The sequence below is a fragment of the Pontibacillus chungwhensis BH030062 genome (genome assembly GCF_000770675.1).
GTDB classification, from domain to species: domain Bacteria; phylum Bacillota; class Bacilli; order Bacillales; family BH030062; genus Pontibacillus; species Pontibacillus chungwhensis.
The window spans coordinates 45,033-69,729 of sequence record NZ_AVBG01000011.1; the positions used below are offsets into that span (position 1 = coordinate 45,033).

General features: G+C 39.5%; 28 protein-coding genes. 8 read left to right on the forward strand and 20 right to left on the reverse strand.

Annotation, left to right across the window (positions count from 1 at the left end):
- Positions 1-81 precede the first annotated feature (81 nt).
- Positions 82-1,158, reverse strand: a complete 1,077-nt coding sequence (locus N780_RS13815; protein WP_036785232.1) for an SDR family oxidoreductase — start codon at positions 1,156-1,158, stop codon at positions 82-84.
- A gap of 165 nt (positions 1,159-1,323) precedes the next feature.
- A complete protein-coding gene (locus N780_RS13820) occupies positions 1,324-1,752 on the reverse strand; it encodes a DUF1801 domain-containing protein (RefSeq protein ID WP_036785235.1) in 429 nt (142 codons plus the stop codon).
- A gap of 125 nt (positions 1,753-1,877) precedes the next feature.
- Here N780_RS13820 and N780_RS13825 point away from each other — a divergent pair, with 125 nt between their 5' ends.
- A complete protein-coding gene (locus tag N780_RS13825; RefSeq protein ID WP_036785237.1) occupies positions 1,878-2,441 on the forward strand; it encodes a glutathione peroxidase in 564 nt (187 codons plus the stop codon).
- A 129-nt stretch (positions 2,442-2,570) separates the two neighbouring features.
- On the opposite strand, the gene N780_RS13830 is transcribed toward N780_RS13825, so the two are convergent.
- Together N780_RS13830 and N780_RS20365 are read right to left on the reverse strand one after the other, a co-directional pair.
- Positions 2,571-3,293, reverse strand: a complete 723-nt coding sequence (locus N780_RS13830) for a polyphosphate kinase 2 family protein (protein WP_036785239.1) — start codon at positions 3,291-3,293, stop codon at positions 2,571-2,573.
- A gap of 86 nt (positions 3,294-3,379) precedes the next feature.
- On the reverse strand, positions 3,380-4,093 hold the full coding sequence (locus N780_RS20365) for a DUF2711 family protein (protein ID WP_084599605.1): 714 nt from the start codon (positions 4,091-4,093) through the stop codon (positions 3,380-3,382).
- Between the two features lie 123 nt (positions 4,094-4,216).
- Between N780_RS20365 and N780_RS13840 the strand changes: the two genes are divergently transcribed.
- Both N780_RS13840 and N780_RS13845 read left to right on the forward strand, forming a co-directional pair.
- Positions 4,217-4,909, forward strand: coding sequence for a bacteriorhodopsin (locus tag N780_RS13840; RefSeq protein WP_052115083.1), 693 nt, complete (start codon positions 4,217-4,219; stop codon positions 4,907-4,909).
- A gap of 109 nt (positions 4,910-5,018) precedes the next feature.
- A complete protein-coding gene (locus tag N780_RS13845; protein WP_036785246.1) occupies positions 5,019-6,575 on the forward strand; it encodes an ABC-F family ATP-binding cassette domain-containing protein in 1,557 nt (518 codons plus the stop codon).
- A 148-nt stretch (positions 6,576-6,723) separates the two neighbouring features.
- Here the strand turns inward: N780_RS13845 and N780_RS13850 are convergent, their stop codons facing one another.
- Positions 6,724-8,049 (reverse strand): short-chain fatty acid transporter, encoded by a 1,326-nt coding sequence (locus N780_RS13850; protein ID WP_036785248.1) that lies wholly within the window; start codon positions 8,047-8,049, stop codon positions 6,724-6,726.
- Between the two features lie 151 nt (positions 8,050-8,200).
- Complete coding sequence (locus tag N780_RS13855) at positions 8,201-8,827, reverse strand: M15 family metallopeptidase (RefSeq protein WP_052115084.1); 627 nt, start codon at positions 8,825-8,827, stop codon at positions 8,201-8,203.
- 148 nt (positions 8,828-8,975) lie between these two features.
- Here N780_RS13855 and N780_RS13860 point away from each other — a divergent pair, with 148 nt between their 5' ends.
- Positions 8,976-9,176: a YczO family protein gene (locus N780_RS13860; protein WP_036785250.1), complete on the forward strand. Its 201-nt coding sequence runs from the start codon at positions 8,976-8,978 to the stop codon at positions 9,174-9,176.
- 477 nt (positions 9,177-9,653) lie between these two features.
- Here the strand turns inward: N780_RS13860 and N780_RS13865 are convergent, their stop codons facing one another.
- Positions 9,654-9,860 carry a hypothetical protein gene (locus N780_RS13865; protein WP_036785253.1) on the reverse strand — a complete coding sequence of 69 codons (207 nt, stop codon included), beginning with the start codon at positions 9,858-9,860 and terminating at the stop codon, positions 9,654-9,656.
- A 202-nt stretch (positions 9,861-10,062) separates the two neighbouring features.
- On the opposite strand from N780_RS13865, the gene N780_RS13870 reads away from it, so the two are divergent.
- Entirely contained in the window at positions 10,063-11,442 is a 1,380-nt protein-coding gene (locus N780_RS13870; RefSeq protein ID WP_036785257.1) for a hypothetical protein, read from the forward strand.
- A 57-nt stretch (positions 11,443-11,499) separates the two neighbouring features.
- Here the strand turns inward: N780_RS13870 and N780_RS13875 are convergent, their stop codons facing one another.
- The 7 genes from N780_RS13875 to N780_RS13905 form a co-directional block, all read right to left on the reverse strand.
- A complete protein-coding gene (locus N780_RS13875; RefSeq protein ID WP_036785260.1) occupies positions 11,500-12,057 on the reverse strand; it encodes a hypothetical protein in 558 nt (185 codons plus the stop codon).
- A gap of 21 nt (positions 12,058-12,078) precedes the next feature.
- On the reverse strand, positions 12,079-12,564 hold the full coding sequence (locus N780_RS13880; RefSeq protein ID WP_036785262.1) for a PaaI family thioesterase: 486 nt from the start codon (positions 12,562-12,564) through the stop codon (positions 12,079-12,081).
- A 241-nt stretch (positions 12,565-12,805) separates the two neighbouring features.
- Entirely contained in the window at positions 12,806-13,180 is a 375-nt protein-coding gene (locus tag N780_RS13885; protein WP_036785265.1) for a nuclear transport factor 2 family protein, read from the reverse strand.
- Positions 13,181-13,240: 60 nt separating this feature from the next.
- A complete protein-coding gene (locus N780_RS19545) occupies positions 13,241-14,179 on the reverse strand; it encodes an exonuclease domain-containing protein (RefSeq protein WP_036785268.1) in 939 nt (312 codons plus the stop codon).
- 219 nt (positions 14,180-14,398) lie between these two features.
- Positions 14,399-15,166, reverse strand: coding sequence for a kanamycin nucleotidyltransferase C-terminal domain-containing protein (locus tag N780_RS13895; protein ID WP_036785271.1), 768 nt, complete (start codon positions 15,164-15,166; stop codon positions 14,399-14,401).
- Between the two features lie 124 nt (positions 15,167-15,290).
- Positions 15,291-16,382, reverse strand: coding sequence for an ethanolamine utilization protein EutH (gene eutH / locus N780_RS13900; protein ID WP_036785274.1), 1,092 nt, complete (start codon positions 16,380-16,382; stop codon positions 15,291-15,293).
- Between the two features lie 138 nt (positions 16,383-16,520).
- Complete coding sequence (locus tag N780_RS13905) at positions 16,521-17,237, reverse strand: ZIP family metal transporter (protein WP_036785467.1); 717 nt, start codon at positions 17,235-17,237, stop codon at positions 16,521-16,523.
- A 151-nt stretch (positions 17,238-17,388) separates the two neighbouring features.
- Between N780_RS13905 and N780_RS13910 the strand changes: the two genes are divergently transcribed.
- Positions 17,389-17,919, forward strand: a complete 531-nt coding sequence (locus N780_RS13910) for a hypothetical protein (protein ID WP_036785276.1) — start codon at positions 17,389-17,391, stop codon at positions 17,917-17,919.
- Positions 17,920-17,975: 56 nt separating this feature from the next.
- Here N780_RS13910 and N780_RS13915 read toward each other — a convergent pair whose 3' ends face one another.
- The 3 genes from N780_RS13915 to N780_RS13925 form a co-directional block, all read right to left on the reverse strand.
- On the reverse strand, positions 17,976-18,479 hold the full coding sequence (locus N780_RS13915) for a L,D-transpeptidase (RefSeq protein WP_036785279.1): 504 nt from the start codon (positions 18,477-18,479) through the stop codon (positions 17,976-17,978).
- A 53-nt stretch (positions 18,480-18,532) separates the two neighbouring features.
- Positions 18,533-19,483 (reverse strand): aromatic acid exporter family protein, encoded by a 951-nt coding sequence (locus N780_RS13920; protein ID WP_036785283.1) that lies wholly within the window; start codon positions 19,481-19,483, stop codon positions 18,533-18,535.
- Between the two features lie 78 nt (positions 19,484-19,561).
- Entirely contained in the window at positions 19,562-19,993 is a 432-nt protein-coding gene (locus tag N780_RS13925; RefSeq protein WP_036785285.1) for a BrxA/BrxB family bacilliredoxin, read from the reverse strand.
- A 200-nt stretch (positions 19,994-20,193) separates the two neighbouring features.
- On the opposite strand from N780_RS13925, the gene N780_RS13930 reads away from it, so the two are divergent.
- Complete coding sequence (locus N780_RS13930) at positions 20,194-20,616, forward strand: hypothetical protein (protein WP_036785287.1); 423 nt, start codon at positions 20,194-20,196, stop codon at positions 20,614-20,616.
- A gap of 112 nt (positions 20,617-20,728) precedes the next feature.
- On the opposite strand, the gene N780_RS20290 is transcribed toward N780_RS13930, so the two are convergent.
- Together N780_RS20290 and N780_RS13935 are read right to left on the reverse strand one after the other, a co-directional pair.
- Positions 20,729-20,854 (reverse strand): hypothetical protein, encoded by a 126-nt coding sequence (locus tag N780_RS20290; protein WP_269746716.1) that lies wholly within the window; start codon positions 20,852-20,854, stop codon positions 20,729-20,731.
- 94 nt (positions 20,855-20,948) lie between these two features.
- Entirely contained in the window at positions 20,949-21,470 is a 522-nt protein-coding gene (locus N780_RS13935) for a hypothetical protein (RefSeq protein WP_036785290.1), read from the reverse strand.
- 106 nt (positions 21,471-21,576) lie between these two features.
- On the opposite strand from N780_RS13935, the gene rarD reads away from it, so the two are divergent.
- Positions 21,577-22,473: an EamA family transporter RarD gene (gene rarD / locus N780_RS13940; protein ID WP_036785470.1), complete on the forward strand. Its 897-nt coding sequence runs from the start codon at positions 21,577-21,579 to the stop codon at positions 22,471-22,473.
- A 129-nt stretch (positions 22,474-22,602) separates the two neighbouring features.
- Here the strand turns inward: rarD and N780_RS13945 are convergent, their stop codons facing one another.
- Positions 22,603-24,357 (reverse strand): ABC transporter ATP-binding protein, encoded by a 1,755-nt coding sequence (locus tag N780_RS13945; protein WP_438942510.1) that lies wholly within the window; start codon positions 24,355-24,357, stop codon positions 22,603-22,605.
- Between the last annotated feature and the right edge of the window lie 340 nt (positions 24,358-24,697).

Genomic DNA, 24,697 nt, shown 5'->3' on the forward strand with positions numbered 1-24,697 from the left:
AGAGGATTTAGAACCTAAACAAATACGATACCAGTGAGGCTTTGAATTATGAAGCGATTTGATGGGTTTTGGCTGTTTTTATTAATTGACTTGGATGAGTTTATCCTGTTCATGTCTGTGTTCTTTATAATAAGCGACTTCTTGTTGTAGGTAGTCTGCTAGATTCGGACATTCAATACCAGACCCTCTCAGATGTTCACACGCCTGGTCGCAATTATACACTGCCTTCAATTGGAAATAGTCTAACGTCTCTCGCTCCACTTGAACCCATCTTCGGATCGAGCGTAACGCAAGTGTCTTATATACGATCGAGGTCGGTAACGTATAGGTAGGTTTCTTTCCAAGAAGAGTTTCGCAAATTAATCGATAGGCCTCTCTCGCCGTTAAAGGATTAGGATCTGTTAAGTGATAAACCCTTCCTGATGCTCTCTGATTATGGACTAGAAATACAGTAGCGTTTACTACATAATCGATCGGGACTAAATTAATAAGAGCTTCCCCCCTACCAATATAAGGAATAGGAATACGAGCAAATTTATCAAGAAATCTCATTACAAAGTACGGCCCATCAAATTTTGCCGTTTCCCCCGTTTGGGAATCTCCCATTACTATACCCGGGCGAATAATTGTGGTAGGAAGCTCTGACATATACCTTTGTACCCGCACTTCCGCTTCGTATTTTGTAGCTTCATAATGATTCTTGAAGGACTGCCCACAATCTAGTTCTGTCTCAAATATCTCTCCAGACCGATCTCCGGAAACAAAAGCTGTACTAAAATAGACAAACCGCTCTAGAGAAGAGAGTTGTCTCACAAACTGCACCACATGTTCTGTACCAATTACATTTACCTGATAAGCCAGATCTTCAGGAACAGCCAAATCATAAATAGCTGCTAAATGAAAGACGTGGGTTACTTGATTATATAGTCGATTTCTAGTTTCTTGGTCCATCCCTAAATCAGGCAGAGTAATATCCCCTTTAATAAGAGTAAATCTAGAATCCTGAACAAGCTTAGCCATCTCTATAGAAGCCTTATAGTATTGATCCTTGTAAACCAACAACTCAAAGTGAGCGTTTGGGTTTTCTACTAAAAGCTTTTGAATTAATTTTGATGATATAAATCCCGGAAACCCCGTCACAAAGTAAGTACGGTCCATGACATGTCCTCCTCGTTATCTATATACGTCTCCCTCTAATTTATTCCTTGGTCATAACAAACAGACTAAAAGAGAGGGCGAAAGTCTAGTAAAGGATATGATCTAAGCGAGTTATGACGCTAGTTAGAATTATTACTATTATAGAAGAACATCACGTAAATTAGATTATTTAATCCTAGTAGGATATCGATCATTAATGAAATGTATAGATTGTTGTATGAGCGAACGAAGCACCTCGATATCAATATCATCAAGTTTGTTTACATACACACACGCCTTACCTGTTTTATGCTTTCCTAGTTGAGTGAGAAGTGTTTCACGGTTTGGTTCTCCTTGTGCTAAATAGAGACTATGTTTCGCTTTTCTAGGGGAAAAACCAACAACAGGAGCATCCCCTTCATGACCTGAGTCATATTTATAATGATAAGAACCAAACCCAATAATCGATGCCCCCCACATCTTTGCCTCACATTCTGTAGTTTCAGTGAAAAGGTCAAGCAACTGGTAGGCATCTTCACGCTTTTTCACACTTTCTATTTGTTCAATGAACTCTAGTACACTTCGATCATTAGGTTGTGTTTTTAATTTATACAAGGATAAATCCTCCTTTTTAATTTTCTACATTCTTATCATTTGCCATATCGGGTAGTTATTGCCATACTAGCAGATGGGCCTAAAGGCTCAATTCTTTTCTCTCAATCTATTAGGAGGTTATTTACATGAATGTTTACAATTATTCGGCTATGGCTATGAACGGACAAGAACAATCCCTCGATCAATATAAAGGTAAAGTACTGTTGATCGTGAATACGGCCGGAAGGTGCGGATTTACATATCAATACGAGGACCTACAACGTCTTCATGAACGTTATCAGGACAAAGGACTTGTCATTTTAGGCTTTCCATGCAATCAATTCGACAACCAAGAACCTGATGAAAATGAGAAGATACAAACAACATGCCTGTTAAACTATGGAGTTTCGTTCCCCCTCTTCCAAAAAATCGATGTAAGAGGCGAAAACGCTCATCCACTCTTCACTCATCTATCAGCAGAGAAAGCGTTCGAAGGATTTGATAAAACACACCCTGTTGCTAAAATACTCATTCCACTTCTAAACGAAAAGCATCCTGAATACCTTACTGATGACTATTCTATTAAATGGAACTTTACGAAATTCCTAATCAATACAGACGGAGAAGTCGTGAATCGTTTCGAGTGTACAACAGATACAATCGATATGGAGCAAGACATTGAAGAGCAGCTTTCAAAGCTGACTGTTTAACAGAACTTCCTCTAAACCGCTCAGGGTTACTTCTGAGCGGTTTAACATTTTCTCTTATACAGGCTTCTCTCTCTTCCTCTTCAGTAAACTTCCATAACTGCTTTATCTCTTAATAATTATGTCTAGCTCTTATGGAGCTTCCTTATTTAATCTTTCTTTAATGGCCTGTATAACAATTTTGTTCGTTTTAACTCTGGCATAATATTTATCTTCCCCTTCTATCACATGCCACGTGCTTTCAGGAGTTGAAGTATTATGTAGCATGTCCTCTACAGCTTCCTCATACATTTCCCATTTACCTCGATTTCTCCAATCCTCTTGAGTAATTTTCCATTGCTTTAAAGGATCTGCTTCTCTCTCCTTAAAACGCTTAAGCTGTTCCTCATTTGAAATATGGAACCATAACTTGATAATAATGTATTGATCATGGACGAGATTACGTTCAAATTGGTTCAATTCCTCATACGCTCTCCCCCATTCTTCTGCACTGGCAAATCCTTCTATTCGCTCTACCAGAACCCTTCCGTACCAGGAACGATCGAATATAGCAATTTTGCCGTATGGTGGCAACTTCGTCCAAAAGCGCTTCAGGTAATGATGGCTCTTTTCTTTTGATGTAGGTGCCCCTATTGGATGCACTTCAAAGCCACGTGGGTCAAGGCCACTTGTCAATCGTTTAATCGCTCCTCCTTTTCCTGCTGCATCCCATCCTTCACAAACAATTAGACACCCTAACTGGTGATCAACTAATAAACGTTGTAACTGAAGTAACTCCAACTGGGTTTCTTTCAACTGTTTTTTGTATTGTTTTTTGTCATTTATCTTCAAAGAAAGATCTACAGACTCAAGCATATATCCACCCTTCCTTTCTTATTTCAAAGTTTGATAGTGAAACTATGACCACTTATCAATCCATGCATAAAATTGGTTTCGCTTCTTTATTTTATTCCTAACGCTTCTAAATCCCAGGTCAACTTCGTCTTTTTATCACACTGAAAGCCTTCAATACTACTATGGTTTATCCACTTTTCAAGTGAGGCATGAGTGGAGAATAAGAGACTAAAGGGGCTATCGAAGTGACATGTGAGCCCTAAAGCTCCATTGTCCCCAATAAGGGTGGCAGGCTGTTCACAAAGAGAAACTAATTCCTCATCAGAATAATCGTTTAAATCTATTGTTCCTCTTTTTAGATTAAGCTGTGAGTAATAAGCTTTTGTGCACCCTACCTCTTGCAACATAGCGAGAAAAGGTGGGAGAAGTAGTATAGGTAAGCTATCTTCATAAGGATAAATTATATCCTTCCCTATAGAATATTGAAGCCTGGCAAGTAAATCCTGGCGCACTGAAGACTGATATACTCCCACATAATAAGTACCCAACGCGACGGAAATTTGCTCATCTTTCGTTAGCCCTGTTTTTGCCTTTACTTCACTCCACGTTACTAATTTCCCGTATTGGGAAATCTCCTTGTTATCTATAAATGGATTTTCACTACCCTGTCTTACCCGTTCTTTTTCAACCCATCCTTTAGGCATTTGAACAAAAGGAGAGTAGATTACAGCAACTGAATGATATGGATTTGGTAACTTTTCAAGTATAGTTGAGGTAAGTGTTGAAGGTTCAGGATAAAAATAATCTATGCAAATGGTTATGCACCTCCCTTTCCATTACTTTCTCGATTGAAACAAGATTCCCCTTCAGATTAGCCTCCAATAGGTTTAAATGAACGTAGGTTCGACCATAATCCTACTATATAAGGAAAGGCAGGAGTTGTTATGAGTTCATTTGTTACCGGCATGCATTGGGCCTATTTTGTCATCATGATGATCGGGGCAATTTACTTTTACTTTTTAAGTCGAAATCCTAAAGGTGTCCCTTCGTACGAGTATGTACTTGCCATTACCATTCCAGCTTGGTCAGGCGTTGCCTATTTATCCATTGCCCTAGGTCAGGGGCTTCTCGAGGAAGCAGATAAGACGATATATTTTGCTCGTTACCTCGACTGGGTCATCACCACCCCTCTTCTCCTACTTGCACTTGGGTTAACAGCAATGATTGAAAACAAGAAGAAAAATATTGCCCTATTGTTCTCGCTTGTTGTTGCAGACGTTTTCATGATTTTAACTGGTTTAATAGCAGATTTCTCTGATGGTGCTTTAAAATATATATGGTATGTTCTAGGTGTACTAGCGCTTTGTCTTATTTTGTATATCATATGGTATCCATTAAAACGAATGGCTGATCATACAGGTAAAGAATTATCAAGACATTACAAACGAATTGCCCTTTACCTGACTGTCTTTTGGGTTCTCTATCCAACCGCTTGGATACTCGGTTCGTCCGGTTTAGATGTAACTCGAGAGACAATGGAGATTCTCGCTTTCATTATCCTACCTATATTTTCAAAAATCGGTTTTAGTGTTCTGGATCTGTACGGGTTGCGACGTCTTCATTTAAAACAACCTTAAAATGGCACGCACCTTTCTAAGAAATTTTGCCCGCTCCTACTATCGCAAATAGGAAATGACCTTTATAATAGACAAGCATGAACTTATCGAAGGAAAAGGTGTGTAAAACATGAGCTTACTCACAGTAAAGAACTTAAGTCACGGCTTCGGGGATCGTGCGATCTTTGAAGACGTTTCTTTTCGTTTATTAAAAGGAGAACACATTGGACTTATCGGAGCCAACGGTGAAGGTAAGTCTACTTTTATGAATATTATTACAGGTAAACTAGAGCCTGATGCCGGAAAAGTCAACTGGTCAAAACGTGTGCGCGTTGGTTATTTAGATCAGCACGCAGACTTAGCACAAGGAATGTCCATTCGTGATGTATTACGAACAGCGTTCCAATATTTATTTGATATTGAAACAGAAATGAACGGTTTATTTGCTAAAATGGGCGAGGTAGAACCAGAAGAACTCGAGCAGCTGCTTGAAGAGACGGGTCGTATGCAAGACGAATTAACAAACAATGATTTCTACACTATTGATGCCAAAGTAGATGAAGTCGCAAACGGTCTTGGTCTGGACGATATTGGTTTAGAACGAGACGTAAACGACTTGAGTGGTGGACAGCGTACAAAAGTCTTACTCGCAAAGCTACTACTTGAGAAGCCAGATATCCTTCTACTGGACGAGCCAACAAACTATTTGGACGTAGAACACATTGATTGGTTGCGTACGTTCCTTCAGAATTATGAGAATGCGTTTATCTTAATTTCTCACGATATCCCGTTCTTAAATAGCGTTGTGAACTTGATTTATCATATGGAAAACCAAGAGCTTACTCGTTACCCTGGCGACTATGATGAATTTTTACGTGTATACGAAATGAAGAAGCAACAAGTGGAGGCTGCTTATAAGAAGCAGCAAAAAGAAATTGCCAACTTAAAAGATTTCGTAGCACGTAACAAGGCAAATGCTGCAACAAGTAAAATGGCGATGTCTCGTCAGAAGAAACTTGATAAAATGGATGTTATCGAACTGGATTCTGAAAAGCCAAAACCAAGTTTCAATTTTAAACAAGCCCGTACACCAGGCAAATATTTATTTGAAACGAAGGATCTAGTCATTGGGTACGATGAACCTCTTTCAAGACCGTTGAACTTAGAGATGGAACGTAATCAGAAGATTGCCCTTTCAGGTGCGAACGGGATTGGTAAAACAACCTTGCTTAAAAGTATCTTAGGAGAAATTAAGCCTGTCTCAGGTTCTGTTGAGCTTGGTGATCACCTCCATATTGGGTATTTTGAACAAGAGTTGAAAGAAGATAGTAACAATACTTGTATAGAAGAAATATGGGAAGAATTTCGTCATCTTACACAATATGAAGTTCGTTCATCTCTTGCTAAGTGTGGCTTAACGCAAAAGCACATCGAAAGTAAAGTGAAAGTGTTAAGTGGTGGCGAGAAAGCCAAAGTTCGTTTATGTAAGCTAATTAATAAAGAAACAAATCTGCTTGTTCTAGACGAACCGACCAACCACCTAGATGTGGATGCGAAAGCAGAACTTAAACGAGCGCTTAAAGATTATAAAGGAAGCGTCCTGATTATCTCTCACGAACCAGACTTCTACCAAGATGTCGTAACTGACGTGTGGAACTGCGAAGACTGGACAACCAAAGTATTTTAAACAAAAACAGGCCCGCACTCCGGGCCTGTTTTCTTATTACGATTACACTTCACTACTTTACAACACTAACGCGTGTCTGACACCCTTCACTACTGTACAGCAAGAACGCGTGCCAGACACCCTTTATCTCTTTATTGTGGTAAAGATATTATAGGAATAGTAATCCTAGTGAGATGAAGATGCCGCTTACGATAAGCACGATCAAGCAAAAGCCCATAATGTCTTTAGCTTTAAGACCTGCGATTGCTAAGGCTGGCAATGCCCAGAATGGTTGGATCATATTTGTCCAGGCGTCTCCCCAAGCGACTGCCATAGCTGTTTTCGGAATTGAGACCCCTAACTCTTTTGCAGCTTCAAGCATAATCGGTGCTTGCACTGCCCACTGTCCTCCGCCTGAAGGGACGAAGAAGTTTACAATCCCCGCACTGATGAATGCGAAGAACGGGAACGTAAACTCAGTTGAAATGTTTACAAACCAAGAAGACATCTCTTGTGCGAACCCTGAGGCAACCATCATCCCCATAATCCCAGCGTAAAATGGGAACTGAATAATGATCCCACTTGCCCCACTAACTGCTTCTTTGACAGATTCTATAAATGCCTTAGGAGTTCCATGAAACAGAATTCCAAGGAATAAGAAACCAAAGTTCACGATATTTAAATTCAGTTGAAAACCATTACTAATAAAATAATATACTAAAAATGCAAGGCCAAGTATTCCAGTGACACTAGCTAATATCTTGCTATTCTCTAAACGGTCTGCTGGTGTAAGATCTCCTTGATCAACAGCGGCTGCTTGATAATCGCGTCCCTCTTCTAAAATAGAACGATCAATCAAGACCCGTTCATCCTTAGAAGGCATCATCCGATGATTGAGAATGGGTAAAACAACAAATAATGATGCTACGATTGCCAAGTTAAATACAGAGAAAATCGTTTCGTCAGTAGAGATAATACCAATCATTTCCTGTGAAAAATGATCTGGCGTTGCAATCGTTAAAGGGATTGATCCTGCTAATCCACCGTGCCACACAATAAACCCTGAATACGCACTAGCGATAAGAAGCCGATAATCTACGTTGTTAACTTGCTTAGCAAGTTCTTTTGCGAATAAAGCCCCAATCACAAGTCCAAAGCCCCAATTAATCCAACTTGCCAATAACGACACAAGCGTAACAAACACGATCGCTTGCCCAGGTGTTTTCGGCTTAGCAGCTAGTGAGCTGAGTATTCTTTTAAATAAAGGACTGCTTGCTAATACAAATCCCGTAACAAGCACTAATACCATTTGCATAGAAAAGGATAATAAGTTCCAGAACCCTTCACCCCAATATTGCACCATTTGTACAGGTGTACTTCTAGTGACTCCCATACCCAGTAAAAAAACAACGAGTGTAAGAATAATAACAAACACAAATGGATCTGGTAAGTACCGTTGCATTAGCCGATTCGATAAATGGATTGCTCGTTTCATACGTATTCCTCCCTTTTATTAAAGCGCTTTCAAAATACCCCACCTACTAAATTACCAAAACAAACAACATAATTCAAAGAATTTTTTGATTATTACAAAATATATAAAGGGATAGGACAAAATATACATAAGAAAAGAGCGAATCCTCAAGCTATGAGGATTCGCTCTCTGTAGTAGCCTTATTATTATCTTTTTCTACGACTGGTCTCTTTCCATATTGCAATTCGCGTATGGAAAGTCCGAAGTCCATTTGGAGGTGAGGATAATCTTTAAAAGAACTCCAATCTCCTCCCCATTCAAAACCCAGATCTTTGGCAATAGATACGACCTCCATCCAGTCAGCCTTTCCATTTCCATTACCATCACGCGTTGTATCCCACACCACGTCTCCACTGTTGGTTTTTAATGCAAAATCAATGGCAAGTCCATAATTATGATACGACTCTCCACCGTCTGCATGGGTTACTACAGAACCTTTATCTTCTCGTCCTTGTGCATAAAGCTCATTTTGTCTTTCGATTGAGCGATGACCATCTGTAATAACTACAGAAATTCCCTTCTCCTCAGCTCTTTTAAGTAATGTATGTTTAGCTTTTTCAACCTTTGGGTGCAGTTCAGTAGGCATTGGTGCATCTTTTTTTTCTAAGGGCTGAAATACCCCTATAGAATTCCCTGAAGAGTCCGTATTTGCAATAAGCCATAATATTAGTGCGCCAGTCCCTAAAATCAGCATTAAAAAAGCTACAATATTCGTTAGTATTCTCAAGTGCTTCTGCATTCCTCTCCTTGTAACTTTCTTTATATCCATACAATATCACACTGAAGATCTACGAAACACAAGATAACTTCAGTTGATGTGCTCTTTCGGTTTAAGTCATAAATAAAAGAGGAAATATATCCCTAAAGTATTAAACGGAGGGTTGAAAATGTCAGATAAAAATAATCAACAGAATCGAAAGCTAACAGAAGATGATCAAAGCTTTCAAGAGAAAAAGGAAAAAGAAGGTCTGATCGACGGTGTTCCTACAGAAGATCAACGTCAAGAACAAGTAGAAGAACGAAAGAAAACAAAATCGAAAAATGACTCCTCTACAGAAGAACTCTACAGCGAAGATTTCCAAGAATAATATTTGCAGGTTTATAACTCTTAAGGCCGGGGTATCCTAGTAATAGTTCCCTTTCTAAAGAAGATTTCTAAAGGTAGTTGTTGTAGCAGTTTAGAAACATATTGACTTTTCACAAGTAAGATACTATAATTGGTTATTGTGCCTTCGCTAAAAGGTAACTATATCGGAAATTGAAAGAGTGATGTGTATGAGACTGGCATTCTGCTATGTTTTAATACAACTTAATCACACTGGATCAGCTTCGGAGCTGTAAGGATGCAATAGAGGTAGGGATTGCGTCGTTTAAGTTGAAAAACTACCTTGTAGAATTTATAAACCGCGGCAGTGTTTGAACATCTAATCAAACACGTACCTTGCAAATAAGCAAGCAAGATAAATGAGTAAAATCATTTTTTCCTAAGTACGATAACAAAGCGAGTCAGGTGACGACCTGGCTCGCTTTTCCAATTTATAACCACTGATAGCAGCTTATTTATCTTAAGAGCAACAAGCCACTACTTCATCCATATCCTTTTCACTTACCCAGATTTCACCATCTCTTACTTCATACCTGATATCCGCCTCATTCAATCGCTGTATTTGCTCCTCGCTCTCTTCAGTCCAATATGTATAAGTCTCTGTTGAACTACAAGCGGATAATGCAATGAGTGTGATGAATAGTGTGAGTAACCAATATTTTCTCATTTATATCCCCCCTTAAGTCATGCAGTTATCATAAACTCAATTTTGATTAAACTCAGATCTCTACTTCCCACTTCCATATCTCTGAATCTACCTCAGTCAGCTATCCTTTTTCGTTTCATTCCACAAAACTTTCCAATCTCAACCACAACTACTCCGGAATTTGATACGATACTGGTAATACATAAATGAAGGAGTTTCCGCGATGAGAAATAGATTAATGATGGGAATAGGTCTACTATTGTTAATTGGGATTGGATTATATTCTGTTTTTGACTCTCCTGAAGAGGTAGGAAAGATTGATTTACCCCAAGTCAAAATGGCTTCGTCAATGAATGACGTAAAACAATACTATTATCGAAACGTCCCTGCATTAAAGCGAGCAGAGGAATTATCACTTATAGAGGAAATCAATCAAACGTATGAATTACCTGGCGTTCAATCGGAAGTTACAATAGATGAAGCTTGGTACAATGGAAGAACGATTTATTTGTTCTACCACAGGGATGTCGCTTCAATTGGGAAGGCTTCAATAAATAATAAAAAAGAGATGCCAGTACCACAGCTTTATACACCTAATGTACATAATCAATCTTTCATAGCGAAGGTTAATGACGAAGCCATCCCTCTTCTAGCAATGGCTTCAGACATAGAGGGTAAACATGGCATCCAACTCGGCAACAAATTCTATTCATTTGTACCATTAAGCGTCGACAGTAACGTTCCACTTGAAGGAAATGCATTGACCATTAAAGGCTCCCCCATGATTAACGTAGACGGACAAGTTCAGGAAATAGACCTTTCCGTTTCTTTCAAAGCTCATGAAGATGTGATTAAAAGCATGAGGATTAATGAAACGTTCTCATACAAAGATTACAACATCAGTTTTAATTCTATTAATTTTGGTACTTTTGGTACAGATCTCGGAGTAACCATTAAACATCCCAAAGACGAACTCCCCAAAAATATGCATGTTTCTGCAACAACGAACCAAGGAGAAAGGTTTCAATTTTCTGGCTGGTTCGTAGAAAATAAACAAACACAAGAAATTGATAACGATTATATTATCAAAAGGTACCAAGCGGTCCAATCATTGCCAAAAGAGATGAGATTCACGTTGCAAACGGTTAGCTTTGAAAGTGATCAATCCATTACTTTCAAAATGGACACAACAAGACTTCCAAATGACTTAGAAGAGAAAGATACCTATGAAGAACAACCTGAAGAAATCATTGAAGTCTTCGATCAGGCAGAAGTGAGTCTCGAATCAATCCGATATAATTCTTCAAACTTAACGATTAAACTTAGAAAGGAGCTGACAAAAGGGTTAGAGGCACCATTTCGCACAGTCAGCTTCAAAGTAGATCCCTCTCAATTCCAGCCAACTGCTTCCACAGCTTCTGAATCTGACACTACCATCCTATACAGTGGAACAGTAGCACACTCTCTCGATGGAATAGAAAAATTAAGCCTTTCGATCCCTTCTCCTGAAGTAAGAAACGAAGATTACCTTCAGATCTCCTTGAACAACCTTCCTTTTTCGATTGTTTTTAAGGAAACGAGGAACGTGGATTTTCAACCATAATGTGGCAGAGCAACCCTCTATGTATGAATCTATAAGAATAACCAGCTCTCAAGCTGGTTATTCTTGTGTATACGTATAATATTGATAATCTAATTCCATTCTAATGTAGCCCTCAACAGAGGAAAGGTAGTCCCGATCTAATGTGACCATATAGCGTTCATTAGGACCTGAACTTTCCCCTACTTTTATTTTGTTTAATTCAATTTGTTCTCCATTGGCCGTATAAAACGCGATGTTCTCTTTTGGCTTAAAGGTCGCATCCCCATCCCCACGATTGAAGCTAGTCAAAAAACCACCATTCTCTTCATTCGAAAAGCTTTGACGGATATCAAATGTGAGCGTGTAGTTGCTCTCTGAGTCAATACTTACGCTTTCCAAGATGACGGTAGAACTGCCCTTCTTCAGAACCTTTTCATCAACGTCCGTTTTCTTTTCGTTCATCCACTCTTTTTGAATTTTCACATCAGCTGTGACAGCAGGATCCTCTAGTTGCAACGTATAGCCATTCTCTTGGAAAACCTTTTCTCGTATCCCCTCAGTTGATGAATAAAAGTAAACCGTTGTAAACACAACGATTGCAACCATGCTGACCAATATGGCTACAATTTGTTTCATAATACCTCTCCTTTTGTCCTTCTATGATGATTGACCAAATGACTCTGGCATTTTAACCGCCACCACTTCACCAGTAGCGCAACAAATCTCACCAGAGAAGACTTCTATATGTACCTTATATTTCTTAGGATGGAGCTCCTCAATTGTACCCACTGCTTTTAGTGAATGCCCTTGTGGTGTTGGTTTCTTATAATTGACTTGTAGGGATGCAGTTACAAACCTAGGTGCCTCTACCCCGTCTTCTGGCATATAGCCATTTTTCTTATGTAACGCTAATGAAGCAGACCCTGTGCCATGGCAATCAATAAGAGATGCTAGTAAACCTCCGTACACAAAACCAGGGATCGCTGTGTGTTCAGCCTTTGGCGTATAAATTGTAACGGTTTTGTCCCCGCCCCATCCAGTCCGAAAATGGTGTCCCTTCTCATTTAATCGCCCACAACCGTAACACCAGGAAAAATCATCTGGATACACATCTTGTATCGCATACTTTACATCTGTACTCATGAGAACACTCCTCCCTCTCCCATTCATTTCCTTCTTATCATAATATGAAATCGCTCCATTTTACAATGTATAGACAGTGTTTTTGGTTGCCTTGATCACCAGTAAAGTGATTTAACGAAAACAACCATCACTCATTAATAAATAAACATCGTTCGCACTAGAAACAGAAACAAAATTACAAATGCAATCACTATAATTATCTTAAATACGAGCATTCTCTTTTGAAATGGTGAGAGATTTTTCATAATTCTCTCCGATTTTCTTTATAGGTTTCCTTAGCAATTGTTCCTTGGTGAAAGACCATCATCCACTTCCCCCTAATGCGCTTCCATATTGAACTTCTCAAAGAGCGTTGATGCGTTAAGTGATTATCAACTGTGAATGTTGTTAGCATTATCTCTTCAGAGAGTGGGTGGATTTCAAAACCATATAATTCCATGTCGACGACTCCGATATTTTCAGGTGTTATACCTTCCTTATATAACACTTCACCACTACTACCTATTTCAAAAAAAGAAGGTGCTAATAGTTGTTGCAAGGCTTCTAAAGATTTTCTAGTTTCAGGTTGAAGCAACTTCTCCTCTAAACCTCTTAAATGATTATATAAATCTTCCATGACTAGCCCTCCTATTTAAGTTAAAAAAATGCTCAAGGTCATACCTAGAGCATTTTCCTCTTAAGCAGTTTCAAGTTGACGAATAAACTCATCCTCAGAAAGAACTTCAACGGAGTGTCCTTGAGCAATTAGTGTTTCTACACGCTCTAATTTACTGCTTTTCTTACCTTTTAAATAATTCTCGTAAGCTTGGTTGCCTACTACAACATAATTGGTTGTGGATTGGACAGAAGTTTCCCAATCACCACCAAGATCAACGACTCGCTGAATAGCTTCGTCACGTTTGAGTGCTTTCAGTCTACCAGTGAAAACAAACGTAGCATTATAAAACGGATGAGATGTATTGAAATCATGTGAGGCTGCCATATACTGCTTAGCTTCTGCCTTTTGTCCCCTTTTACTAGCACGTTTTTTCCTATTTAGACGCGCTGGTTCATAGGAGGCGTCAAACATCATCCCGTTAATCGTTTGACTTTTATCCACTACTTCTTTCTCATCCCTTGCTTCTAGATGTTTCCCTGCATCTAGGAAGATTTGCGCAGCTGCACGCGCGTCATCTAGGGCATGGTGGTGATTCAAGTCTATATTTAAATGATGGGACAGTTCTTTTAAATTGTATCTAGGAAACGACCACGTCTTCTTCGAGATGTTCATCGTACAATTGTAAGCAATCATTGGATAAGGAATGTTATATTCATCTAAAACCGCTCGCAACACCCCCATATCAAATTGAGCGTTATGAGCAAGAAGAAACTTACCTTCAAGGAGAGGCTGAATGTCTTCGTGCCAAAGCGCGTCAAACTCATGAGCCTCTTCCACATCTTCTTTCGTAATACCATGAACGGATATATTAATTGGAGCAAAATAGTTCCGTCTTGGCTTTACTAATGAATAATATTCTCGTTTGGGTTGACCATTTTCATATTCTACGAGACCAATTGAACAAACACTAGACCTCGAAGAATTAGCTGTTTCAAAATCAAGCGCTATAAAATTCATCTTTCCCCACCTACTCTAGTCTATTTCTTTCTATGATAGAGGGTGTAGCCCCTATTCGTCTATTGTCTTGTTTTGGAATGCAATAAGACTTAAAGCTAAAAGAATGTTTCCAATTGCGATATTAGAGGGGAAGGTGGTTCGGGAAATCACTCGCTTTCCGCCGCTCAGGGAATAAAAAACTTAAATAAATACTGAGCCCTAAACTCTAACAATGACAATCTAAAATGGAAGTGAAGTTACTTTATACTGGATACCAAGTTCGTCGAACCAAGTGTTCAAGCCTTGCCAAAGGTCTTCGCAGTGTTTATATACAACTTCTGAGTCAGTTAACTCACCACTTAACACTAGTAAAGCTAACTCATTGAAACCTGGAGGCTTGGATGGAAGCTGCATGGCTTCTTCAAACATTTTAGACTGGGTGCTATAAAAGCTGTTGTTTTGCAGCCCGACTAATAAAGAAGCTTTTCTAAGAAGCTGGTGCGCGCCTTGGGGTATGTAGGTTAGGTGTCCTTTTGCATAGGCATTACGGATCTTCCCCATGCATTCATAAGGCTCCCAAATCATGAACTCTCGCATCACGCCCCTCTTCTCTTCCTCGTTATGGGAATAAGGGTATATTTTCAATGTTTCAAAGAAACCTTCAGGATCATACACACGGAGAACATTTATAAATGATCCCGCCCAGATTGGCCATGTGCATTCATATCGCTTAGCCTTCTCGATTATTTTAGAACGTTCAATAGAACCAATCTCAATTTTATATGGAGGGTAAATAAATTCATGGCTCTCAAGTAGAACACCGTCTTTTGTGACGATATGCATTTCAATGTCTGAATAAGGACCTGCATTTCCATTTGCTACTGAGCCATATACTCCGATTGCAACAATGTCATTTCTGTGCTTGGTTACATGCTTATTTACAATGGTTTGAATCATGGTTTGTTTTTCTTCAGGTGTGGTTTGCGCTGGATCATTGACTAGGTTCACACCAACACTTCCTCTTCTATAAATTAATAACATGATCTATTCAATTTCTATAAGACGATCCTCTCATTCCTCCCTAGAACCTCATCTACACTAAGAATAAGAAACGATTAGTGAAAATAGAAGTTCATTCACTCCAGTCTTCCATATTTTTCGTCATTCCTAAAGCAATCACAACAGCCAGAACACCAGCTGAAGCTTTACCAATCATCACAGGAATCATCATATCCTTCTCTATACCTGCCACAAAAGCAAGGTGGCTTCCAATAACAAACGCTCCGCTAACAGCGAAAGCCGCGTTAATAACTTTCCCTCTGTTATTCATATCTTTCATCGTACCTAGCATCGGTAAATGATGAGCTAAGGAAGCCATAAGTCCTGTCATCGCTGTCGCATTTAACCCAAGTCTTGCCCCCAATCTGGTAAAGAGCTTCTCCCCTTTTCGATTTAGAAAAGCAACGAGGGGATAAGCTCCTGCAAGAGTAACCGTAATCCGCCCTACAATAACAATCCCCTCACTTAAAGGAGCCATCCCAGGAATAACAGTAAATCCCGTTAATGTTTCAATAATAATAGCAGCTAACCCCGTTATTACAATGAGTTCTACCCCTTTTCCAAATACCGCGAAGAAACGAATCGTAGCGTTCGTGAAAAGCCATAAACCAATGGCAATGAGTGCGGCAAGTAAAATAGAAGGAACAAGGTTTCTGAGCATCCACAGAGGTTCATAACCCGCGATAAAACCTCCCATAAAAACACCAAAAGGAATGGTCATCATTCCGATTAAGATCCCCTTCGCAAAAAAGGGCCGATCATTCTTTTGTATAACAGTTAGAGCGATTGGAATTGTAAACACAAGCGTCGGCCCCATCATCGTACCTAATAAGGACCAGGAGAAGATAGCCGCTTCTTCTGTAGCAGCAAGAGACGTCGCTAGCGGATATGCCCCCATATCAATAGCAAGAAGCATAGAAGCAAACATGGATGGATCTGCTCCAAACCATTCAAATAGTGGCACTATAATCGGAGCAAGCCATTTAGCAAGAACAGGGGCAAGTGAAATAATTCCGACCATCGAAAGTGCGAGTGGTCCCATCATCATGAATGCTTCATAGAATCGCCAGCCTAAAAATAATTTATGATTCAATACGTAGTAATCTAGTGCTCCAAGCACCATAAATAAACTCATTACAGCTAATATTAGATCGTTAAGCCACAACCGCCTTCCTCCTTTGAAGATTCAACTATGTATTGGCGACTGATTCGCTAATCTCATGTTAACATTAATTGTAAAGATCAGAACTATTTTTCTTTGCCGTTCAAATAAAAGAAGTTCCTCTACTCTAGAAGAACTCCCTCACCCCATTATATCCGTCAAAAAAATCATACTGATAAACCCAAAAATAAATGAAAGCGTAGCTACTCGTTCATTCCCATCACCGTGACTCTCAGGTATCAATTCCTTATAGACAATAAAAAGCATCGCACCTGCTGAGAAGGCAAGTCCATATGGAATAACATCGCTAAAAAATTGCCCAAACCACACCCCGACCAATGCCGCCAATAGCTCAACACAAGCCGTCACACATACTAGTACCATCATTTTTAGTCGATGAACCTTTTGCAGCAATAAGAATAAAGCCACCAGAAACCCCTCAGGCATATTTTGTAGGCCAATGACAAACGCTACGATTGATTCTAAATCTCTATATTCACTAGCAAAGCTAATGCCTACTGACAAACCTTCTGGTACATTATGGAGAGACATTGCGATAATAAACAATAAAATAGAAGAACGTGATACTTTTCCCACTTCATGTTCTAAGTCCTGATGAGGTAAGAGAATTTCAAGGAGCATCAACACCACAGTTCCAACTAAAATGCCTGTTATTAAGACAGGCACATTCGATAGTTTTAGAGCTGAAGGGATCAGGCCATACGTTGATGCTGCCACCATCACGCCTGCTGTATATGCAAGAAGGACATCACGCCCTTTATGAGAGAGGTTTGTTATCAGCAATACAGGTAAAGCACCGAGTACCGTACATAAAGAAGCAACTAGCATGCTTATCATTTCTACTCCCACTGAGATCCCCCCTCCCACTACTCTATGAGGACGAGCTCAGCTTCATGAATCAGCTGATTTACATTTTTGTAGAATTTTCTGAAACCAAATGGAAACAAAAACGTAAGTAAGAGTACCAACAAATTTGGAGGGTTTTTTAGTGAAGCTACAAAGTAATGTACTATGGAAACTAGTAGTGGTATGTGGAGTCTTTTTACTGGCAGTTGGATGTTCCTCTGCGGACTCAGCAGAGAAAGATAAGGATCGTGAAACCGCTGAAACCGTAGTAAAGAAAATGTTCTCGGGTCCAAATGAAGAGCTGGCTGAGAATTACGAGAATATACAACAATCAGCAAGTGAAATTGAATCTTATTATGACGAAGAGTTCAAGCCTTATTTCTCAGAAAACTATTACGATGATGTGATTGCAAATCGTACCGTAAACTTATTCCATAGCAAAGTCCAAGGAATTAACGGTAAAATGAATGTAGAAGATTTAACAATAGAACCAGTCGAATCAGCTGAAAACGCATATACGTATACGGTTAAGGTACAAATTACTAAAGTTGAGGAAGAAAATGAAACCGTTGAGTTATCTGGAAGAATCAATTTTAATGAGGACGGGGCTATTACAAGAATTACACATAAAGACCTTGATACATTTACGAAAGCAGTTTCGGCAAAAGAATAAATATAAAAACAAAGAGCTCAGAAATTAATCTGAGCTCTTTTCCCTTTATTCAAGCATTAATCAATTGCCTTATATTCTTTACCCAGCTGCTGAAACGATTTTTGCGTAGAAGTCACAAGAATCTTAGTACCAATTGGAATCTTTTCATAGAGAGCTTCTACATCTTTGTTATTCATTCTAATGCATCCGTTTGAAATATACTTCCCAATTGAATCAGGTCGATTGGTACCGTGAACACCATAAATTCGACCATCCGTATCTTGAGCATCAAACCCGATCCAGCGAGTACCTAGTGGGTTCTTTGGGTCTCCACCTGGAATATTAAGTTTTCGGTAATATGGATTCTTCGCTTTAACTGTAATGGTGTGAAGTCCTTCTGGTGTTAGATCCGAAGTTTTCCCTGTCGCAACCGGGTAGACACCTTGTATCTTACCGTCATCCATAAAAGCCAATTCATTCGTCGTTTTATTGACAACCACAAACGGGTAACCTCTTGATGGATTTTCCCCGATCGGCCAAATTGGAGAAACAAGCAAAATAAAAACGAGCAAGCTTTTCACACACTTACCTCCTGTCTAGCATGGTTTTAGTGGTAGCTTGCCCGCTCGAGTCATTAAATATCACTCTTTTTAAACGACCGTTTGATTATTAAATATTGTTCGATTTCATTTAGCAAATTAAATAAACTAGCGCGCTCTTCAAATTCTTCCCGTGTTTGAGGGAGCTCTCCTCTTTTAAAGCCTTCTTTCATTTCTTTAATTTGCTTCAAAAACAGAACCGCTGTATTTCCGGGATGGACACTGTCCGAGAGTTCATCAAAGAATTCAGCCATAATCATCGATTGCTCGTAAGTATGGTTCACACGACTGATATGGGGTAACATGCGTTCGAGCAACTCGAATTGCTTCTGCCGCATCTGAAAGTAGTGGTAATATTCATGGTGGTTACGAAGGAGATGGTTCTCTACATCTCGATAAGCCAAGCTCTTTGCATCTTCAAGCATATGAGCCGTTTCCGTTAACTCTTCCCCAGACCATTTTTGGTCACCCGTTCTTAAGAATCCAGCAATTTCTTTTAGTATAATGCTGAAGTTGTCCTCGACTTGTTTTTGTTTCTCTTTTAAATTACTTTCAAGACTAGGCATGTACAAGTTCAGAATAAGGGCTACACCTATACCAACGACAATCAATAAAAATTCATTTACGATGGTTTCAAACCCAATATCGTTTGAACCATATAAGTGCAGAATAATAACAGAGCTTGTTACAATCCCCTCTTTCACCTTTAGTTTTACCGTTGCTGGGATAAATAAGATCAGCATAATTCCAATTGCAAGAGGGTGATAGCCAATGGTTTCAAATACAGCGTAAGAAAAAACCATAGCCAATAAACAAGCTGCAAACCTGGATGATGCACTCATAATAGAGCGTTTTCTCGTATTTTGTATACAAAGTATGGTAAGGATTCCAGCCGAAGCGAAGTTCGTTAAGGCCAGGATTTGAGCAATCCAAATCGCTATAGGAGTGCCTACAGCGGTTTTAATCGTCCGATATCCAATCTTCACGTCTTAATCTCCTTTAATTTCGGTAACATTTCCATTTAAACGAGTAAAAAGATGGCCAAGTTTGACCATCTTTTTTACTTAAATTTCTTCACAATGTTCATCAAAGATTGCTTGTAATTTATTTACGACCTGAATTGGATCAAATCCTTCAATGTCGTGGCGTTCTACCATCGTTACAATCTTACCGTCTTTTAAGAAAGCGAAAGAGGGTGAAGATGGAGGGAAGCCTTCAAAGTATTCGCGCGCACGATTTGTAGCTTCACGATCTTGACCAGCAAAAACCGTTACCAGGTGATCTGGACGTTTATCGTAATGAACGGAATGGGCTGCAGCTGGTCGTGCCACACCACCAGCACAACCACATACAGAGTTAATCATAACAAGTGTGGTCCCTTTTCGTTGTAATGCTTCGTCTACTTCTTCCGGTGTTGTCAGCTGTTCGTAACCAACCGATTCAATTTCATTACGTGCCTGACCAACAGCGTCTTGCATGAAAATATTAAAGTCCATATATGCATAGCTCCTTTTTGTAGAGTGATCTACTAAGCCCATCATATCAAGATTATCCGGGGCTTTCAACGAAATTACTCTCAAAATTCTAACGAAACATACCTGAATATTCCTATTGACGTAGCTGATCTCAACCCCTATATTACAAAATGTACACTTGGAAAAACCAAGCAGATACTTATTTTGGAGGAGGAACATCAATGGCTTATCTATTTGTCGCTCCAATCGCCATCATTCTCATTGTGATCGGTGGCATTAAAAGAAATAAAATTTTATTGGCAGTAGGCGCTTGTTTAGCTATCTTTTTCGTCTATTCAACCTACACCTCAACTCCCCCTGCCACTATTCCGGACGGATTTAAGAAAGCAGAAGCTTTAGAAGGTGAACCTGGCGTTGATCGATTGACTTCTTATTTGAATAAGCAGTTCCCTGATGCAACGTATCATCTAAAGCCACAAAGACAAGGTGACAGTTCGTCTTCACTCATCACCGTCGCCTTTGAAGAGGAACCAGATTGGTTTTACAATTATCTTGTAAAAGAAGACGGGATCGCCCAAGTTGGTGTACTGGCCCCTGAAGATGAAGATCCAGAAGAGGGTAAATATTTCGAAGAGGTTGAATAAAAGCCATTAGAGGAATCTCTATTATTTAATCCTGACTTAAGGTACATAAAAAAGACTGGCCTCAGAAAGTCCATTATAGACTTCTAGGCCAGTCTTTTCTTTGATGTACGTACTATTCATTATCGCTTGAATTCTTCTTATTCCCTTTAGCGTATTTCCCCTGGCGGCCGTACTCTTTGTTTTGTTCCTCTGTTCGGTTCTCGCCACTTTTACCTTGATTATTACTGTTATTAGCCATTATAAATACCTCCTTAGAAGTTCTTTTGTTGACCACAATAGTCTATACCCGCTTCTCTTCTAGAATTAAACACTTGAACTGGATCATTTGTTTTTCAGCCGCATCGACAACGCTCTATACAAGATTGAGCAATCTTGTTAATGGATTCTTTTTCAAAAAGAATACCTACACCTGATTTCTCCTTTCTTGCTACTAAGCCGACCTCTCGTCCATCCTCAAGGTCAAAGACAATCATTTCATCTACCATTAAGGTGACCTCATCTGTTTCTACTTCTTTCGCAAAAATGGAAATGCCTCTTATATCTGTAACAAAGAGCTGATCGACAGAAATATGATACAGAACATTATCTTCGTCCTCTTCTTCTCGGTTTAGTTCAGATGGATGCAGCTTTGTAACATCCCAATACCTGACAAACCCTTCGGACTCAAGTCTTGTATTATGAATGGAAATGTATTGATGATTGACTTCAATAAGGACTGAATCGTATTCATCCAGGGCTTCGTTTTGAACATGGAGGCTTGTAGAAGTTGCAATAATGGAATCAAGACGTTGACCAACTAAATAAGCAAGAGCTATAACATCTTTCTCAGATAAATGAGCTTTAAAGGGTTTCATTCCGATTTCTCCTTCCCCTTTTACCATTCAATCACTTAAGTGGCGATGATCATACTTGAGAATTATAATGGATGAGGCGATTCTAATAAGAAAGGACCTATCCAATATGCAAACGGAAAGCAAACTAGGAATACTTTATACGGCTAGTGCGTATATCTTGTGGGGAATCTTGCCGATTTACTGGAAATTTATTCAAGAGATTCCGGCTTTCGAAATTTTGGCTCACCGCATTATATGGTCCTGCCTTTTTATGTTCGGGGTCATCGTTATCCTTCGAAAAAGAGAACCATTTAAACAGGAGTGTAAACGAATCTTTACTAATAAGAGGCAAGTGATTGGGATTAGTCTTGCTTCCATCACAATTAGCATTAATTGGGTTACCTATATTTGGGCTGTAAACACAGATCACGTAGTAGAAGCTAGTCTAGGCTATTATATTAATCCACTTGTGAGCATATTCTTAGGAATGCTTGTATTGAAAGAATCGTTTAATAAAGCTCAATGGCTTGCCATTCTTCTAGCAACAATCGGCGTAACCTATATGACATGGAACTTCGGGTCTTTCCCTTGGATTGCGATATTACTTGCGTTTAGTTTTGGATCCTATGGTTTATTAAAGAAGATGGTGAACGTAGGAGCTGTGTTTGGATTGACGATTGAGACATTATTGGTCACTCCTATTGCGTTACTGTATTTATTTAGTCAACAAGCAGGAAACTTTGAAGGAGTAGAATGGATTTCTATGACTACTATCTATGTATTTGGAGCAGGTATCGTAACTGCAATCCCGCTCCTTCTGTTCTCAAGTGGAGCAAAACGGATTCCATTATCCTTGGTTGGCTTTCTTCAGTACTTTGCTCCGACCATTATGCTGATTATTGGTGTCTTCCTATACAATGAACCCTTTACTCATGTACATATGATCGCCTTCTCATTCATCTGGTCCGGATTGGCCATCTACACCCTCACAAGACTCAAACGCCCCCGCACCTTAGCGCAATAAAGCACAGCAGGGTGTCAGACACCCTGCGCTTCACTAAAGCATAGAAGTGTGTCTGGCACGCTGTTGTTCTGTAGAGTGATAAAGGATAAGCTGATATTAAAAAAGCAGGTAGGGTCGAAGCCTACCTGCTTATCCTTGTTTCATTTTTAGTTGTTGATCAGCGAATTGCTGGTAAGTTGTATGAGATTGGTAAAGCTCTGCATGAGTACCAATTCCCGTAACCTTTCCTTGGTCGAGAAAAACAATTTGGTCCGCATTTACAACGGTCGACAATCTATGAGCAATGACGATCGTCGTCCTGTCTTTCATCAGATTATCGAGTGCCTTTTGAACTACCATTTCAGCTTTACTGTCCAAACTTGAGGTTGCTTCATCTAATAATAAAATCTGCGGATCACGTATTAACGCGCGAGCAATTCCTATACGCTGTCGTTGACCACCAGAAAGTTTTATACCACGTTCCCCGACTTCCGTATCGTACCCAGACGGGAATGAACGGATAAACTCATCTGCATAAGCCATGCGCGCAGCTTGACGGACCTCTTCCTCAGTGGGTTCCCTATCCAGTCCATACACAATGTTATCTCGAATTGTACCTGCAATAATCGGACTCTCTTGTGACACGTATCCGATTTGACTTCGCCATTCTTTCAGGGATAATGAGTCAATGGGAGTGTCGTTATACATAATCTCTCCATCGGTAGGAGAATAGAAACGTTCCAATAAAGAAAATAGCGTAGTCTTCCCACTCCCACTTGGTCCAACCACTGCTGTAACAGCATTTGGTGAAACGGTAAACGATACATCCTCAAGGACAGGCTCTGAAGGATCGTATGCAAATTGGACCTGATTAAGCGATATAGAAGCTTTTCCTTCTTCTAATCTTATTCCTTTCACAAGTGGCTCTTCATCATGAGAAAGGATATCGACGATTCGTTCCGTAGCTCCAACAGCTTTCTGAAATTGAGTGAAGAAGTTCGTAAACTGACTTAAAGGAACGACAATCTGGAACAAATACAAGATAAAAGCAACAAGGTCCCCTGCCGTAAGGGCACCTGAGGAAACACGAAATCCTCCATATCCTAGTACAATGACAAGCATCGCCATCATCACGAGTGTCATTAATGGGCCAATAACTGCTTGAATCTTCGCTTCTTTCACTCCGTATTGAAATAAGTGAAAAATACCCTTCTGTCCTTTATCGAATTCCCTCCCTTCAGCATTAGAGGCCTTCACAAGACGGATCTCTGAAAGCGTCTGGGTTGTTGTGGATGTAAACGTAGCTGTCTCATCTTGCAAGCTACGAGAGATCTTATACATCTTCCGCCCAAGAGGCAAAATAATCCCAACAGCTAAAGGGACTGCTATTAACATCACGATTGTCATTTTCCAATCCAGATAAAGAAGGATGACGATTGAACCAATGATCGATATTAATCCAGTGAAGAAATTCGTTACATGCTCAGTAATTAAGTTCTTTACAATACTTGTATCATTTATAATGCGAGATATCATTTCTCCAGTCTTTGTCTGATCATAAAATGAGACTGGAAGCTTAATATGTTTATCCCACACTTTTGTGCGTAGGCTTGCGACAATTTGCTGACCTACATAATTTAACAAATATATCGATACGCCACTTGCAATCGCTTGTAAAAGGAAAATCACAAATAGTCCTACTACATATATCCATTTAAAGGACTCTAGCGTGAAATCATCAATAAACCCTTTCGTCAGAAGCGGTATGATTAGCCCAACGATTGTAGACACCACACTAAATGCAACAGCAATGACCATACGCCCCTTAGAAGGGTTTGTTCCACGAACCAAATGCAGAAAATCCTTCCATCCTATCCGCCTCTTATTATCTTCTTTCATCTCTATTGCCTCACTTCTTTCAAACTTCACCCTAAGTTTACCACATCCACATACTCATCATCTCACTAAAGCATTAAAGGGTGCCAGACACCCTTCACCCCTTTATCGTATTAACGCACAACACGGTGCCTGGCACCCTTTATCCTGTTAAAGACATAAAGAAACATCTAGCAAATGCGCTAGATGTTTTGGGGAGGTTAATGAAATAATATAATTTCCATCAGCTTGTTATAAGCAAAGGGTAATACGGTAGCTATAACCAATCCTGAAGCTATGGTAATGGTTACGTATGTTTTATATTGTACGGTTGTTATTTCACTTCGTTTTTTAGCAATGATCAATACCT